This window comes from Citrobacter sp. CF971, assembly GCF_006385635.1.
GTDB lineage: Bacteria > Pseudomonadota > Gammaproteobacteria > Enterobacterales > Enterobacteriaceae > Citrobacter > Citrobacter freundii.
In genome coordinates, this window is sequence record NZ_CP041051.1 from 1,096,419 (window position 1) to 1,111,033 (window position 14,615).

The 14,615-nt window shown below is 52.2% G+C and carries 12 protein-coding genes and 4 pseudogenes; 13 read left to right on the forward strand and 3 right to left on the reverse strand.

Going from position 1 to position 14,615, the window contains the following annotated elements; translation table 11 throughout:
• Window positions 1-36 precede the first annotated feature (36 nt).
• From E6P06_RS08680 to fliI, 5 genes and pseudogenes are all read left to right on the forward strand, one after another.
• Window positions 37-399, forward strand: coding sequence for a flagellar hook-basal body complex protein FliE (locus E6P06_RS08680; RefSeq protein WP_016149599.1), 363 nt, complete (start codon window positions 37-39; stop codon window positions 397-399).
• 4 nt (window positions 400-403) lie between these two features.
• A complete protein-coding gene (gene fliF, locus E6P06_RS08685; protein ID WP_046669744.1) occupies window positions 404-2,083 on the forward strand; it encodes a flagellar basal-body MS-ring/collar protein FliF in 1,680 nt (559 codons plus the stop codon).
• Window positions 2,061-3,077 carry a flagellar motor switch protein FliG gene (locus tag E6P06_RS08690; RefSeq protein ID WP_003838846.1) on the forward strand — a complete coding sequence of 339 codons (1,017 nt, stop codon included), beginning with the start codon at window positions 2,061-2,063 and terminating at the stop codon, window positions 3,075-3,077. The genes fliF and E6P06_RS08690 overlap by 23 nt, the downstream gene beginning before the upstream one ends.
• A 3-nt stretch (window positions 3,078-3,080) precedes the next feature.
• A complete protein-coding gene (gene fliH, locus E6P06_RS08695; RefSeq protein WP_046669745.1) occupies window positions 3,081-3,791 on the forward strand; it encodes a flagellar assembly protein FliH in 711 nt (236 codons plus the stop codon).
• Window positions 3,784-4,671, forward strand: a pseudogene (gene fliI / locus E6P06_RS08700) (flagellum-specific ATP synthase FliI); the annotation flags it as partial. The gene fliH and the pseudogene fliI, both read left to right, overlap by 8 nt.
• Here fliI and E6P06_RS08705 read toward each other — a convergent pair.
• Window positions 4,667-5,089: pseudogene (locus E6P06_RS08705) on the reverse strand (CDP-glycerol glycerophosphotransferase family protein); the annotation flags it as partial. The pseudogenes fliI and E6P06_RS08705 overlap by 5 nt on opposite strands.
• A 46-nt stretch (window positions 5,090-5,135) precedes the next feature.
• Between E6P06_RS08705 and fliD the strand changes: the two are divergent.
• The 5 genes and pseudogenes from fliD to dinB all read left to right on the forward strand — a co-directional run.
• A pseudogene (gene fliD, locus E6P06_RS08710) lies at window positions 5,136-5,834 on the forward strand (flagellar filament capping protein FliD); the annotation flags it as partial.
• A 55-nt stretch (window positions 5,835-5,889) separates the two neighbouring features.
• Window positions 5,890-6,369: pseudogene (locus E6P06_RS08715) on the forward strand (MotA/TolQ/ExbB proton channel family protein); the annotation flags it as partial.
• A 2-nt stretch (window positions 6,370-6,371) separates the two neighbouring features.
• A complete protein-coding gene (lafU, locus tag E6P06_RS08720) occupies window positions 6,372-7,370 on the forward strand; it encodes a putative lateral flagellar export/assembly protein LafU (protein ID WP_044714350.1) in 999 nt (332 codons plus the stop codon).
• Between the two features lie 56 nt (window positions 7,371-7,426).
• On the forward strand, window positions 7,427-8,068 hold the full coding sequence (locus E6P06_RS08725; protein WP_003838789.1) for a hypothetical protein: 642 nt from the start codon (window positions 7,427-7,429) through the stop codon (window positions 8,066-8,068).
• A gap of 66 nt (window positions 8,069-8,134) precedes the next feature.
• Window positions 8,135-9,190, forward strand: a complete 1,056-nt coding sequence (gene dinB, locus E6P06_RS08730; RefSeq protein ID WP_003031382.1) for a DNA polymerase IV — start codon at window positions 8,135-8,137, stop codon at window positions 9,188-9,190.
• A gap of 100 nt (window positions 9,191-9,290) precedes the next feature.
• On the opposite strand, the gene pepD is transcribed toward dinB, so the two are convergent.
• Window positions 9,291-10,748, reverse strand: coding sequence for a cytosol nonspecific dipeptidase (gene pepD, locus E6P06_RS08735; protein WP_044714353.1), 1,458 nt, complete (start codon window positions 10,746-10,748; stop codon window positions 9,291-9,293).
• 261 nt (window positions 10,749-11,009) lie between these two features.
• Here pepD and gpt point away from each other — a divergent pair, with 261 nt between their 5' ends.
• The 3 genes from gpt to crl all read left to right on the forward strand — a co-directional run bounded on the left by gpt (window position 11,010) and on the right by crl (window position 13,272).
• Window positions 11,010-11,468 carry a xanthine phosphoribosyltransferase gene (gpt, locus tag E6P06_RS08740; protein ID WP_003031380.1) on the forward strand — a complete coding sequence of 153 codons (459 nt, stop codon included), beginning with the start codon at window positions 11,010-11,012 and terminating at the stop codon, window positions 11,466-11,468.
• A gap of 100 nt (window positions 11,469-11,568) precedes the next feature.
• Window positions 11,569-12,813, forward strand: a complete 1,245-nt coding sequence (gene frsA, locus E6P06_RS08745; protein WP_139935126.1) for an esterase FrsA — start codon at window positions 11,569-11,571, stop codon at window positions 12,811-12,813.
• 57 nt (window positions 12,814-12,870) lie between these two features.
• Entirely contained in the window at window positions 12,871-13,272 is a 402-nt protein-coding gene (gene crl, locus E6P06_RS08750) for a sigma factor-binding protein Crl (RefSeq protein ID WP_003031376.1), read from the forward strand.
• A gap of 56 nt (window positions 13,273-13,328) precedes the next feature.
• Here crl and phoE read toward each other — a convergent pair whose 3' ends face one another.
• Window positions 13,329-14,384, reverse strand: a complete 1,056-nt coding sequence (gene phoE / locus E6P06_RS08755) for a phosphoporin PhoE (RefSeq protein WP_003843783.1) — start codon at window positions 14,382-14,384, stop codon at window positions 13,329-13,331.
• Between the last annotated feature and the right edge of the window lie 231 nt (window positions 14,385-14,615).

Here is a 14,615-nt window from a genome sequence, read left to right on the forward strand (position 1 = left end):
GTACCGAGAACGCTTTTCTAATTTTAAGAGTAAGTCATGAGCATAAATACGATAGCCCCAGCCAGTACGATGCAGACGCAAATGATGCAGGACATGCAGCAGATGAAAGCGGTCGCACAAGCCCCAGTCCTTTCGCCGATGCAGATTAACGCCGTAGGTGCGCAGTCTGCATCATCTCCGGTTTCGTTTGACCGTGTTATGCAGGGCGCGCTCAACCATGTTGATCAATTTCAGCAGGTCGCAGAGCAAAAACAAACGGCCATCGAGATGGGGAAAAGCGATGACCTGGCGGGGGCGATGATCGCCAGTCAGCAGGCATCGTTATCGTTTTCCGCGCTGGTGCAGGTACGTAATAAAGTCGCTTCCGGATTCAACGACCTGATGAGCATGTCAGTCTAACGCTATGAATGAACTAATAAAAAAAGTAACTCAGTTTTTACCCTCGTTCTCTTTCAGGCTGGATGGTAATAAACGCCTGGCATTACTGGCGGCAGCGGCTATTGCGGCCACCACCATTATTGTCAGCGTGTTGTGGAATGGCAACCACGGCTATGTTTCGCTGTACGGTAGCCAGGAGAATATCCCGGTTTCGCAGATAGTCACTGTGCTGGATGGTGAAAAACTGGAATACCGCATCGATCCGCAAAGCGGACAAATTCTGGTTCCGGAAGAGACTTTGTCTAAAACGCGAATGACGCTGGCGGCGAAAGGCGTTCAGGCCATGCTGCCCAGCGGCTATGAGCTGATGGACAAAGACGAAGTGCTGGGCGCCAGCCAGTTTGTGCAGAACATTCGCTATAAGCGGAGCCTGGAAGGCGAACTGGCGCAAAGCATCATGACGCTGGATGCTGTAGAGAGCGCCCGAGTGCATCTGGCGCTCAATGAAGAGAGTTCCTTTGTCGTCAGCGACGAGCCGCAAAACAGCGCCTCGGTGGTGGTGCGTCTGCATTATGGCAGCAAGCTGGATCTCGACCAGGTGAATGCCATCGTGCACCTGGTATCCGGCAGCGTGCCTGATTTGAAAGCTGCGCAGGTCAGCGTTGTCGACCAGGCGGGGAATTTGCTGTCCGATGGTATTGGCGCGGGTGAAGCGGTTTCTGCGGCGACGCGTAAGCGCGACCAGATCCTCAAAGATATCCAGGATAAGACCCGCGCCAGTCTCGCAAATGTTCTCGACTCGCTGGTCGGAACCGGTAACTACCGGGTAAGCGTGATGCCGGATCTCGATCTGAGCAATATCGACGAAACCCAGGAGCATTACGGTGACACACCGAAGGTGAACCGTGAAGAAACGGTGCTGGATAGCGATACCAACCAGATCGCTATGGGGATCCCCGGCTCGCTGAGTAACCGTCCTCCATTGGCGGCAAATCAGGTGACGAATGGCGCCAATGGAACCGCGCCAGAGGAGCCTCGCCAGCCCGCTGCGTTGTCAAAGCATAGTGAGAACAAACGCGACTACTCCTGGGACCGCAGCATTGAACATATCCAGCATCCCGGTTTCGACATTAAACGTTTAAATGTGGCCGTGGTACTTAACCAGAGCGCGCCTGCGTTGAAGAACTGGAAATCGGAACAAACCACGCAATTGACGGCGCTGTTGAATAACGCCGCCGGGATTGATACCAGGCGTGGCGACAATCTGTCCTTATCGCTGCTTAATTTTGTGCCGCAGTCGATTCCCGTCGAGCCGGAGGTCCCCTTATGGAAGGATGACAGCGTTCTGGCCTGGGTACGTTTAATTGGCTGCGGCGTGCTGGCGTTGCTGTTGCTGCTGTTTGTTGTACGTCCGGTTATGAAACGGTTGACCGCCGAACGTCGCCGCACCATAGCACCAGAGCTGGCACTGGACGCTGCACCGATGGCGATTCCTGCGGATAAGCCCCATTTTGCGGCCGCTGAAGACGAACGCAAAAATATCGAACTGCCTTCTTTCCCTGGTGACGACAGCCTGCCTTCGCAGAGCTCCGGTCTGGAAGTGAAGCTGGAGTTCCTGCAAAAACTGGCGATGAGCGACACCGATCGCGTAGCTGAAGTTCTCAGACAATGGATTACCAGCAATGAGCGAATTGACAATAAATAACGGCAGCAACAACAGCTACCTGGAACAGGCCGCAATTTTATTGCTGTGTCTGGGCGAGGAGGCGGCAGCCACGGTGATGCAAAAACTCAGCCGCGAAGAGGTGGTTCGCCTGAGTGAAAACATGGCGCGTCTGTCTGGGGTAAAAACCAGCATGGCCAAAAAAGTGATCAATAACTTTTTTGATGAATTCCGTGAGCAGAGTGGTATCAACGGCGCATCGCGTTCCATGCTGCAAGGGATCCTCAATAAAGCGCTGGGCACAGAAATCGCCAGTAGCGTGATCAACGGGATTTACGGTGATGAGATCCGTTCGCGGATGGCGCGTTTACAGTGGGTGGAACCGCGCCAACTGGCGATACTGATCTCAGAAGAGCATTTGCAGTTACAGGCCGTATTCCTTGCCTTCCTGACGCCAGAGATCTCGGCCACGGTACTGTCTTACATGAATGAGTCGGTGCAAAACGAGATCCTCTACCGGGTTGCCAAACTCAACGATGTAAACCGCGACGTCGTGGATGAGCTGGATCGTTTGATCGAGCGTGGGCTGTCGGTGCTTTCCGAACATGGTTCGAAAGTGAAAGGGATCAAGCAGGCCGCGGATATCGTTAACCGCTTCCAGGGGAACCAACAGGTGATCCTCGATCAGCTGCGCGAACGCGATGAAGATGTTCTCGAACAGTTGCAGGACGAAATGTACGACTTCTTTATTCTGAGCCGCCAAAGTGACGAAGTGCGCCGTCGTCTGCTCGACGAAGTGCCGATGGAAGACTGGGCAGTGGCGCTGAAAGGTACCGAAGCGCTGTTACGCCGTTCGATTTATGCCGTGATGCCTAAGCGTCAGGTACAACAACTGGAGGCGATAACCTCACGTCTTGGTCCGGTTCCGGTGAGTCGTATTGAACAGATACGCCGTGAAATCATGGGAATTGCCCGCGAGCTTGAGGAAGCGGGTGAAATTCAGCTACAGCTGTTTGCTGAACAGACGGCGGAGTAACACATGGCAATTGAAACCATTCGTGGTCGTTACCGGCTGCACCGCTTTCCTCCTCGCCAGCGCCATCTGCAGGCTGAACAGCTTACGCCGGGGATCACACCGGCGGATTATCAGCGTCAACTGATGGACGGTTTCCAGGAAGGGCTGCAAAAAGGTTTTGAACAAGGGATGACAGAAGGCCAGGAGCAGGGCTTTCAGGAAGGTCATCAAAAGGGCCACGAGGAGGGGACGCGGCAGGGATATACCGAAGGTAGCCTTGCGGGTCAGCAGGAAGGGCGCAAGCAGTTTGAACGAGCCGCCCAGCCGCTGGAGGCTATCTCCGGCAAAGTGAATGACTATCTGGCGCACGTTCAGCGCAAACAGCGGGAAGACCTGTTGCAGCTGGTTGAAAAGGTTACCCGCCAGGTGATTCGTTGTGAGCTGGCGCTGCAACCGACGCAGCTATTATCGCTGGTCGAAGAGGCTATTTCGGCCTTTCCGGCGATGCCTGAGTCGCTACAGGTGCTGCTGAGTAACGAAGAATTTAACCGCATTAAAGATGCCGCTCCTGAGAAGGTCGCTGCATGGGGACTGACGCCATCTCCCGAACTGCAGGCGGGCGAATGCCGGGTGATTACCGATAAATCCGAGCTGGATATTGGCTGCGAGCATCGACTCGAGCAATGTATGTCGGCACTCAAAGAGTCGCTGCTGCCGGAGCCGACGGGTGAGTGATCTTTCTAGCTTCGACAACGCGCTGCGTTCCATTGAGTCGATCCCTTTAGCTCGGGTAGCCGGGCGACTGGTGCGCGTGAACGGTATTTTGCTGGAGAGCGTGGGTTGCCCGTTGGTAACGGGCCAGTTATGCCGCGTTGAAAGCGCCAACCATACGCTGATCGACGCGCAGGCGGTGGGATTTAATCGTGATATCACCTACCTGATGCCCTTCAAACACCCCGTCGGACTGATGGCGGGCGCGCGCGTATTCCCCGAAGAAAAAGCTCAGGAGATCCTGATTAGCGAAAGCTGGCTGGGGCGGGTGGTCAATGGCCTGGGCGAACCGCTGGATGCCAAAGGCCGTCTGACCGGCAATGATGTGCTGCCGCCGCAGGCACCGTCTATCAATCCCCTCACGCGTCGGTCGGTGAACCAACCGCTGGATGTAGGTGTAAAAGCAATCAACGGGTTGTTAACTATCGGCAAAGGCCAGCGCGTGGGCTTGATGGCCGGCAGCGGCGTGGGAAAAAGCGTGTTGTTGGGGATGATCACCCGCCAGACCAAGGCCGACATCGTGGTGGTGGGGTTAATTGGTGAGCGTGGCCGTGAGGTGAAGGAATTTATCGATCACTCGCTGGGCGCGGAAGGGTTGGCAAAATCTATCGTTGTCGCGGCTCCGGCGGATGAGTCGCCATTGATGCGTTTGAAAGCCACCGAGCTGTGCCACTCTATCGCGGCCTGGTTTCGCGATCGCGGACATCACGTTTTACTGCTGGTGGATTCGTTAACCCGTTATGCCATGGCGCAGCGCGAGATTGCGCTGTCGCTGGGGGAACCTCCGGCGACGAAAGGCTATCCGCCATCGGCGTTTGGCATGATCCCCAAGCTTGTGGAAAACTTTGTTGGCCATCCAGCAGCGAGGTCATCTCTGGCCAGCTCAGTAAAATGACGCGTTTATTCATATGAATGGCATCAAAAATAAAGCCGCTGCTGTCCGTCAGGACGTAATCTGCCTGCGCCATAAGCGCCAGCAGGTGCAGCGGATCGTCAATTCGGTTTTTTAAGTAGCGCTGCGCCAGCACCAGCGAGGCACTTTCTTCCGGCCTGTGCAGAGTGCCATGGTGCAGTTTGGTGACGACGTTGTATTCATGGCTTAATCGGCTGAGCTGTTGTGCCCAATGGGGGAGCGAGCTTAGCGCGCCATAGGTTGGCGCATACAGGATGGTCTGCTTTTTCGCATTTAGCTTCACGCTTTTTGGCAGTGCGGTATCGTAAGTATGGTTATGCCATTCATCGAAACGGGGATTCACGGCGACAGTTAATGGCACGGTCATTGCCAGTCCGGAAACTGCGATGACGACTCCACAAGATGCTGTAATTAATCTGGGAGGTAAGGATGGGCCGGCCATCACCAGCAGCAGTAATACCTTCGATGATGTGATTCCCGGTGTGACCATGACCTTTACGGAGGTCAGCGATCCAGACGATACCAGCGATGTCACGACGATTACCGTGGCAGAAGACTCCAGCGCCTCACAGGCAAAAGTACAAACCTTTGTTGATGCCTATAACACCCTTGTCGACACAGTAGATTCATTAACCAGCAATGGCGGTGATGGTTCTAATCCTGGTGTTTTTGCGGGTGACGCCGGGCTCAGTTCATTAACCAACCAACTTGACGATATCGCCCACTCTTACTACGACGGCGTATCGATTGTTGATTATGGCATCTCGCTCGATTCCGACGGCCATTTAGAAATTGACTCCGATAAGTTTAACGAAGCGATGGAAGCGAACCCGGATGGTCTGACGTCAATTTTTGTCGGTGATGACAGCATGGTCGCGCAGATGGATGACCTGATGGACAGCTATCTGGACTCCAGTACCGGCATCATCACTATGCGTGAAGACAACATTGAGGATCAGCAGAGCAAAATCCAGGACGAAAGCGATCAGCTTACTGAAACCTATAACACCAATTACGAACGCTACCTGGAAGAGTACACCAATACGCTGATTGAAACGTACACCATGAAAGTGAGTATGGCCGCGTTTATGTAAGCGACCGGTTTAGTAAAAGAATAGAGAGTCAATATGTACGACACGCAGGATGGTTAACTTCCGTCTAATGGCGATGGGTAAAATCGATGCCCATGAACTGGAAGGGATCCTCGATCAGGAACTGGATACCGCGGAAGAATCTTTGTTAACCCCTTCGCGCTCCTTGCAGCGTACCGCAGAGGCGATGCCTGGATTCGGCATTTGTGCTGCGGTATTGGGCATTATCATCACCATGCAGTCCATCGATGGCTCCATTGCGCTTATCGGTTTGAAAGTGGCGGCGGCGTTGGTGGGGACATTCTTAGGGGTATTTATCTGTTATTGTCTGATGGACCCGCTGGCAAACGCCATGGAACAGCAGGCGCGGGCAGAGCATTCGCTGCTCGAATGCGTACGTACCGTGCTGGTGGCGCAAGCGGGCGGTAAACCGACGCTACTGGCGGTCGATGCTGGCCGTAAGCTTCTCCATCTGGCCTCTAAACCCACTTTCGCCAATCTGGATGCATGGGTTAATGCGATGCTGGAGCAGGAATAAGCATGAGGAAGGGGCCAAATCGTCGCGATCGCGGCGCGAAAACCACCATTATCCGCCGACAAATTAAAAAGCATCATGCAGGTCATCATGGCGGGGCGTGGAAGGTCGCCTTTGCTGACTTTACGCTGGCGATGATGGCGCTGTTTATGACGCTGTGGATTGTGAACAGCGTCAGCAAGGCTGACCGAGAAAATATTGTGGCGGCGCTGCACGGCCAGTCAATCTTTAACGGTGGCGGTATGGCACCTTTAAACAAGCTGGGCAAGCAGCCGATAGCGCCGGGTGCGCAGAAGAAAAACGTCACGCGCAACAAGCTGGATAAAACGGTTACCCCGCAAGAGACGGCGAAGATAACAGAAGATAACGCCAAAAAAGCGCTGGATGTAAATGAAAAAGCGGTGTTGCTGAAGCAAAAATCAGCGCGTGAATTGGGCGAGCTGGCGACCGATATTAACGTCATTGCCCGCAACGCACATATGGAAACCAACCTCGAGATGGAGATTGTTCCTCAGGGGTTGCGCGTACTGATTAAAGATGACCAGAACCGGAATATGTTTGAACGCGGCAGCGCCAAAATTATGCCGTTCTTTAAATCGCTGCTGGTTGAGCTGACCCCCGTGTTTGACTCGCTGGACAACAAGCTCATCATTACCGGACATACGGATGCGATGAGCTATAAGAGCAACATTTACAACAACTGGAATCTCTCCGGCGACCGTGCTTTGTCAGCACGACGCGTGCTGGAAGATGCCGGCATGCCGCAGGATAAAGTCATGCAGGTTAGCGCCATGGCGGACCAAATGCTGCTGGATGCGAAAAACCCGGAAAGCGCAGGCAACCGCCGTATTGAGATCATGGTGTTAACGCAAAGTGCTTCCGATACGCTGTATCAATATTTTGGTCAGCACGGCGAGAAAGTGGTTCAGCCACTGGTTGATAAGCTGGACAAACAAAAGCAGGTGACTTCTTTACGTCAGCCCTCTGTTCCCGTCACTCATTAATTCTGTTTTCCGCCCCCCACGCAACGTGGGGGCAAATTATCCCTCAGGAAGGTAATGTGATAGATGTAACCCATATTATTCCATTGGATATTCATACTGATAATGTCACTGATGGGGCTTGTCAGGGCGCGCATTTCGACCCGGTTTCAGGTATCTGGTACACCGAACCTCATGTGTTAAATGAGGGGCTTCGTGACTATGTCTACAACACCGACAGTTTTAACATCGTTGCGCCGTACTATCTGGTGATTACCTCGAAGATGCACTGCTGGAGCTGCCACCAGCTCACCCATATTCACGGGGTGATGTTTACCCGCTTTATCAGAAAAGATCAGGATGGCAAAGGCTGGCAATCTATTCGACGGAATACCTTTCTGTTCCACATTAATTCTCTGCCTGAAGAGATACAAAAGAACATCAAAGCCAGCAATTACTATCTGGATAAAAGTAAAACTACCGGGCTACGTTACTGGATGAATCATTGTGAAATTTGTGGAGAACGTCTGGGCGACTATGAGCTTTTCTGCGTGGAAAATGATGCATTTCGCCTGATGACCATCGAAAAATTGCTGCGGGCAAAGATTCGCAAAGTGAATAAACTTTTTGTCAGTACGGCGGGTAATCCCGCAGAACATAAGATCACGGACATCGTGCGTTACCTGTGCGATGCACGCTTCGTCATGAATGGTCCGGCGTAAGGCATAAACAGACTTCTCACAATATAAAAATACTGTATACTTAAACAGTATTGTGGGAGGCGAGCGATGCGCAAAATCATACATGTCGATATGGACTGCTTTTTCGCGGCGGTGGAAATGCGCGACAACCCCGCCTTGCGTGATATTCCCATTGCTATTGGCGGCAGTCGTGAACGTCGGGGAGTCATCAGCACGGCCAATTACCCGGCGCGCAAATTTGGTGTGCGTAGCGCAATGCCGACCGGAATGGCGTTAAAACTGTGCCCGCATCTCACGTTATTACCTGGTCGTTACGAGGCCTATAAAGAAGCCTCCCGCCAGATTCAGGCTATTTTCTCCCGTTATACCTCGCTGATAGAACCGCTTTCGCTGGATGAAGCCTATCTGGATGTGACTGACAGCACTCACTGCCATGGATCAGCTACGCTGATCGCTCAGGAGATCCGCCAGACAATTTTTACCGAGCTACAGTTAACCGCCTCTGCCGGAATTGCGCCGGTCAAATTTCTGGCAAAAATAGCTTCCGATCTCAACAAACCCAATGGGCAATATGTGATTACCCCTGCCGATGTTCCTGAATTTCTCAGAACATTACCGTTAGGCAAAATTCCCGGCGTTGGCAAAGTCTCTGCCGCTAAGCTGGAAGCGATGGGGTTGCGAACCTGCGAGGATGTTCAGAAATACGACCTGGCCATGTTGCTCAAACGTTTTGGTAAGTTTGGTCGCGTGTTGTGGGAACGCAGCCAGGGCATTGATGAACGCGACGTCAACAATGACAGACTGCGCAAATCAGTCGGCGTCGAGCGTACTTTGGCAGAAGATATTCATGAGTGGGCTGAATGTGAGGAGATTATTGAGCGGCTATATCCCGAACTGGAACGACGTCTGGCCAAGGTAAAACCGGATCTGTTGATCGCCCGGCAGGGAGTAAAACTCAAGTTTAATGATTTTCAGCAAACCACGCAGGAGCACGTCTGGCCGCGCTTAAGTAAAGATGACTTAATTGCGACGGCGCGCAAAACCTGGAATGAACGCCGGGGAGGCCGGGGCGTAAGGCTGGTGGGATTACACGTCACGCTGCTGGATCCACAGCTGGAAAGGCAACTACTGTTGGGGCTGTGATGTTGATGTATTGCCGGATGGCTGCGTAAAAACTATATCCGGCCTACAAATCAGCATGTAGGCCGGATAAGCACAGCGCCATCCGGCGTTTAGCGCAGACTTACTTCGCCGGAATAGACTTCAGCAGTTCAGTCAGCAGCGTCCAGTAATGGCCGACGCTTTCAATATGAACCTGCTCATCCGGAGAGTGCGGACCGGTGATGGTTGGCCCGATGGAAACCATGTCCATATCTGGATACGGTTTCTTGAACAGACCACATTCCAGACCGGCGTGGATGATTTGGATGTTAGGCGTTTTGTTGAACAGACGCTGATAGGTTTCACGAACCAGGTGCATAACCGGAGAGTTGGCATCCGGCTGCCAGCCTGGATATCCGCCTTTTGCCTGGGTTTTCGCGCCAGCCAGTTTACCCAGTGAATCCAGCATGCTCACCACGTAGTCTTTACCGCTGTCGATCAGAGAACGGATGAGGCAGTGAATTTCAACGTTGTCGTCAGTCATCGTTACAACGCCGACGTTCAGGGAAGTTTCTACCACGCCTTTGGCGACGTCGGAGTTGCGGATAACACCGTTCGGGGTGGCGTTTAGCAGACGCACAAAGCTGTCGCGAGACTCAGCGGTCAGCGCGGCTTTGTCTTGAGTAACGGCATCCAGCAGCAGAGCCAGGTTCTTCTCTTTGGCTTCCAGTTCGTTTTTCAGGATTTCCTGATAGGTGGTGACCAGCGCTTTTAACGCATCAACTTTATCTGCAGCCACGGCCAGGGTGGCAAAGGCTTCACGCGGAATTGCGTTACGCAGCGTACCGCCGTTGAAATCAACCAGACGCAGATCCAGCTCTTCAGCGTGGCCCGCCAGGAAGCGTACCAGCAGCTTGTTCGCGTTACCGAGACCCACGTGGATTTCGCCGCCGGAGTGGCCGCCTTTCAGGCCTTTTAACGTCAGCTTAAAGCTCTGGAAGCCAGCAGGGATTGCTTCACGGGACAGCGGCAGGTTAGAGGTAAAGTCGATACCGCCTGCGCAACCCATGTAGATCTCACCTTCTTCTTCTGAGTCGGTGTTGATCAGGATATCTGCCTGCAGCCAGTTAGCCTGCAGACCAAACGCGCCATCCATACCTGCTTCTTCGGTCATGGTCAGCAGCACTTCCAGAGGACCATGTACCACGCTGTCATCAGCCAGAACGGCCAGCGCGGACGCCATACCGATACCGTTATCCGCACCCAGCGTGGTGCCACGGGCTTTTACCCATTCGCCATCAATATAAGGTTGGATAGGATCTTTGGTGAAGTCGTGCACGGTGTCGTTGTTTTTCTGCGGGACCATATCCAGGTGCGCCTGCAGAACGACCGGTTTGCGGTTTTCCATGCCTGCGGTAGCGGGTTTGCGAATCAGGATATTACCGACTTGATCGCGCTCGACGTGGAAACCTTTTTCCTGGGCCCAGCTCAGAATGTGTTCAGCGAGCTGCTCTTCATGATAGGACGGATGAGGAATAGAACAGATTTTGGCAAAAATATCCCATAGCGGTTGCGGGGATAATTGAGACAGTTCAGACACGTTGAGTCTCCTTGGCGATGTCCTACAAAACTTGCTTGCAGGCCACGGGGTTAGCAGAATTAAAAACACCACAAGTCAGGCTTGCGCGATGCGATTGAGAATACCACTTTCTCCGCTGACGGCTAGCATAAAGCATGCAAAAAGAGGCGCGGATTCCGCGAAACACTGGTTTTTAGTGCGTCAGATCTCTATAATCTCGCGCAACCTATTTCCCCCTCGAACACTTTTTAAGCCGTAGATAAACAGGCTGGGACACTTCACATGAGCGAAAAATACGTCGTCACCTGGGACATGTTGCAGATCCATGCACGTAAACTGGCAAGCCGCCTGATGCCTTCTGAACAATGGAAAGGCATTATTGCCGTTAGCCGTGGTGGTCTGGTACCGGGCGCATTGCTGGCGCGTGAATTGGGTATTCGTCATGTCGATACCGTATGCATCTCCAGCTACGATCACGACAACCAGCGCGAACTGAAAGTGCTGAAACGTGCCGAAGGCGACGGTGAAGGTTTCATCGTAATCGATGATCTGGTTGACACCGGTGGTACCGCCGTTGCGATCCGCGAAATGTATCCTAAAGCGCATTTCGTTACTATCTTCGCTAAGCCGGCAGGTCGCCCGCTGGTGAATGATTATGTTGTTGATATCCCTCAGGATACCTGGATTGAACAGCCGTGGGATATGGGCGTGGTGTTCGTCCCGCCGATCTCTGGTCGCTAATCTAAAAAGTTTTCAACGCCTGGCAACTGCCGGGCGTTGTTCTTTTTGTGCAGTGTCAGGTTACACTATGCCTTAGTGAGTACTCATGGAGGCTGCAATCATGTCACAGGCTAACCTCAGCGAAGTCCTGTTTAAACCCCGCTTCAAACACCCTGAAACGTCAACGCTGGTTCGTCGTTTTAATCACGGCGCGCAGCCGTCCGTACAATCTGCCCTGGATGGTAAAACCATTCCCCACTGGTATCGCATGGTGAATCGTCTGATGTGGATCTGGCGTGGCGTCGACCCGCGTGAAATCCTTGAGGTGCAGGCACGTATCGTGATGAGCGAAGCCGAACGTACGGATAAAGAACTCTACGATACGGTTATCGGCTATCGCGGTGGGAACTGGATCTATGAGTGGGCGAAGCAGGCGATGGACTGGCAACAGAAAGCGTCTATGGAAGAGGATCCGCAGGTGAGCGGACGCCACTGGCTGCATGCGTCTACGTTGTACAACATTGCCGCTTACCCACACCTGAAAGGCGATGAGCTGGCAGAACAGGCACAGGCTTTGGCCAATCGCGCCTATGAAGAGGCCGCGCAGCGACTGCCGGGGACATTGCGCGAGATGGAATTTGCCGTTACCGGCGGCGCACCAATCACTGGATTCCTGCATATGCCAAAAGGCGACGGTCTGTTCCCGACGGTGCTGATGTGCGGTGGCCTCGATTCCATGCAAACGGATTATTACAGTCTGTATGAGCGCTACTTTGCTCCGCGTGGCATTGCCATGCTGACGCTGGATATGCCGTCAGTTGGGTTCTCATCAAAATGGAAACTGACTCAGGATTCCAGCCTGCTGCATCAGCATGTATTAAAAGCGCTGCCTAATGTTCCCTGGGTGGATCACACTCGCGTGGCGGCCTTCGGTTTCCGCTTTGGCGCTAACGTAGCGGTACGTCTGGCATATCTGGAATCATCACGTCTGAAGGCGGTGGCCTGTCTGGGACCAGTGGTTCATGCGCTGCTTAGTGACCCGCAGCGTCAGGCGAGCGTCCCGGAAATGTATCTTGATGTACTGGCTAGCCGCCTGGGGATGCATGACGCCTCCGATGAAGCGCTGCGCGTTGAGCTTAATCGCTATTCATTAAAAGTGCAGGGCCTGCTGGGGCGACGCTGCCCGACGCCAATGCTTTCGGGGTTCTGGAAGAACGACCCGTTTAGCCCGGAAGAAGAGTCACGTTTAATCACATCTTCATCTTCAGACGGTAAGCTACTGGAGATCCCCTTCAATCCGGTGTATCGCAATTTTGACAAAGGGTTGCAGGAAATAACCAGTTGGATCAATCAGAGATTGTGTTAAAAGTTTGCTAAATTTTATCGATTTGGTAAAACAGGTGCTTCACCTAAGGAGATCGTAATGACGTTACCGAGTGGGCATCCGAAAAGTAGATTGATCAAGAAATTCACCGCGCTTGGCCCGTACATCCGGGAAGGGCAGTGCGAAGATAATCGATTTTTTTTCGATTGTCTGGCTGTTTGCGTCAACGTGAAACCGGCCCCTGAGAAACGCGAGTTCTGGGGCTGGTGGATGGAACTGGAGGCGCAGGAAAAACGCTTCACGTATAGTTATCAGTTTGGTTTGTTTGATAAAGACGGTAACTGGACTGCGGTGCCGGTGAAAGAGACTGAAGTGGTAGAGCGACTGGAATACACCTTACGTGAATTCCATGAAAAATTACTTGGCTTGTTAACGACGCTGAATCTGGCGCTGGAACCTGCTGACGACTTTAAGGATGAACCGGTTAAGTTAACGGCATAATGAACAGTGAAAAGCCGGATGGCGGCGCAACCCCATCCGGCTTTTTTTATGCTATATCAAAACTGGTAGACCATACCGACGGCAACGATATTATCATCGTTGATGCCCAGCTTATTATCGCTATCGAGCTGGTTGATTTTATAATCGACAAACGCGGACATATTTTTGTTGAAATAGTACGTTGCGCCGAGATCAATATAATTCACCAGATCTTCATTGCCGACGCCTTCAATATCTTTCCCTTTAGACAGCACATAACCCAGTGACGGACGCAGACCAAAGTCAAACTGGTACTGAACTACCGCTTCGAAGTTCTGTGTTTTATTAGCAAAGCCACCGGAAATTGGCGTCATATTGCGCGTTTCAGAATAGAACGTTGCAATATAAATATCGTTAGCATCATATTTTAAGCCAGTTGCCCAAGCTTCTGCTTTATCGCCTGTACCGCGAGTTTGCAGATTCTGCTGGTTAGTACGATCGGAGTTGGTATAAGCGCCGCTCACCGCAAAATCGCTGCCGCCAAAGTCATAGGTAACAGAAGTACCAAAACCGTCGCCATTCTGCTTTTTCACATCGCGGTCCTGGTTTTTACCCTGATATTGCAGGGTCAGATCCAGGCCATCCACGACGCCGAAGAAGTCGGTGTTACGGTAAGTTGCCAGGCCGCTGGCACGTTTGGTCATAAAGTTATCGGTTTGTGCGGAGGAGTCGCCGCCGAATTCCGGGAACATATCGGTCCATGCTTCCACGTCATACAGCGCACCCAGGTTACGACCATAATCAAACGAGCCAAAATCTTTTAATTTCACACCGGCGAAGGCCAGACGTGTTTTTTGTTGGTTAGAATCGCTTTCAGCTTTATTGCCGGCGAATTCAGCCTCCCAACGACCATAACCGGTCAGTTGATCGTTAATTTGCGTTTCGCCTTTAAAACCTAAACGGATATAGCTTTGGTCACCATCTTTGCTGTCATAATCCGTCATGTAATGCATGGCTTTTACTTTGCCGTATAAGTCCAGCTTATTACCGTTCTTGTTATACACTTCCGCTGCCTGTACGGATGCCGACGTAACAATTCCCATCACCACTAATGCCAGAGTGCTCTTTTTCATTTTCATTCCTGATTAAAAGTACGCGCTAATATTCACTGGGTGTGATCCCCGTTAAAAGACAGGAGGGTTTTTAACGTCTGGCAATGAACGTTTTATGACAAAGTAAGAATATTTTTAAAAAAGGATGTTTTTTTGTTTCTGTAATAAATGCGTCAAAATCTGCCGCTACGCTTGCTGATCCTGCGCAATAAAATTTCATGCTTTGTGCGCTGGTTGTTGGCAACCGGGGCC

Coding starts and splice junctions, on each gene's coding strand:
- frsA (WP_139935126.1), top strand. CDS start 11,569: ATGTCACAGGCTAACCTCAGCGAAGTCCTGTTTAAACCCCGCTTCAAA.
- crl (WP_003031376.1), top strand. CDS start 12,871: ATGACGTTACCGAGTGGGCATCCGAAAAGTAGATTGATCAAGAAATTC.
- fliH (WP_046669745.1), top strand. CDS start 3,081: ATGGCAATTGAAACCATTCGTGGTCGTTACCGGCTGCACCGCTTTCCT.
- phoE (WP_003843783.1), bottom strand. CDS start 14,384: ATGAAAAAGAGCACTCTGGCATTAGTGGTGATGGGAATTGTTACGTCG.
- E6P06_RS08680 (WP_016149599.1), top strand. CDS start 37: ATGAGCATAAATACGATAGCCCCAGCCAGTACGATGCAGACGCAAATG.
- E6P06_RS08690 (WP_003838846.1), top strand. CDS start 2,061: ATGAGCGAATTGACAATAAATAACGGCAGCAACAACAGCTACCTGGAA.
- lafU (WP_044714350.1), top strand. CDS start 6,372: ATGAGGAAGGGGCCAAATCGTCGCGATCGCGGCGCGAAAACCACCATT.
- fliF (WP_046669744.1), top strand. CDS start 404: ATGAATGAACTAATAAAAAAAGTAACTCAGTTTTTACCCTCGTTCTCT.
- dinB (WP_003031382.1), top strand. CDS start 8,135: ATGCGCAAAATCATACATGTCGATATGGACTGCTTTTTCGCGGCGGTG.
- gpt (WP_003031380.1), top strand. CDS start 11,010: ATGAGCGAAAAATACGTCGTCACCTGGGACATGTTGCAGATCCATGCA.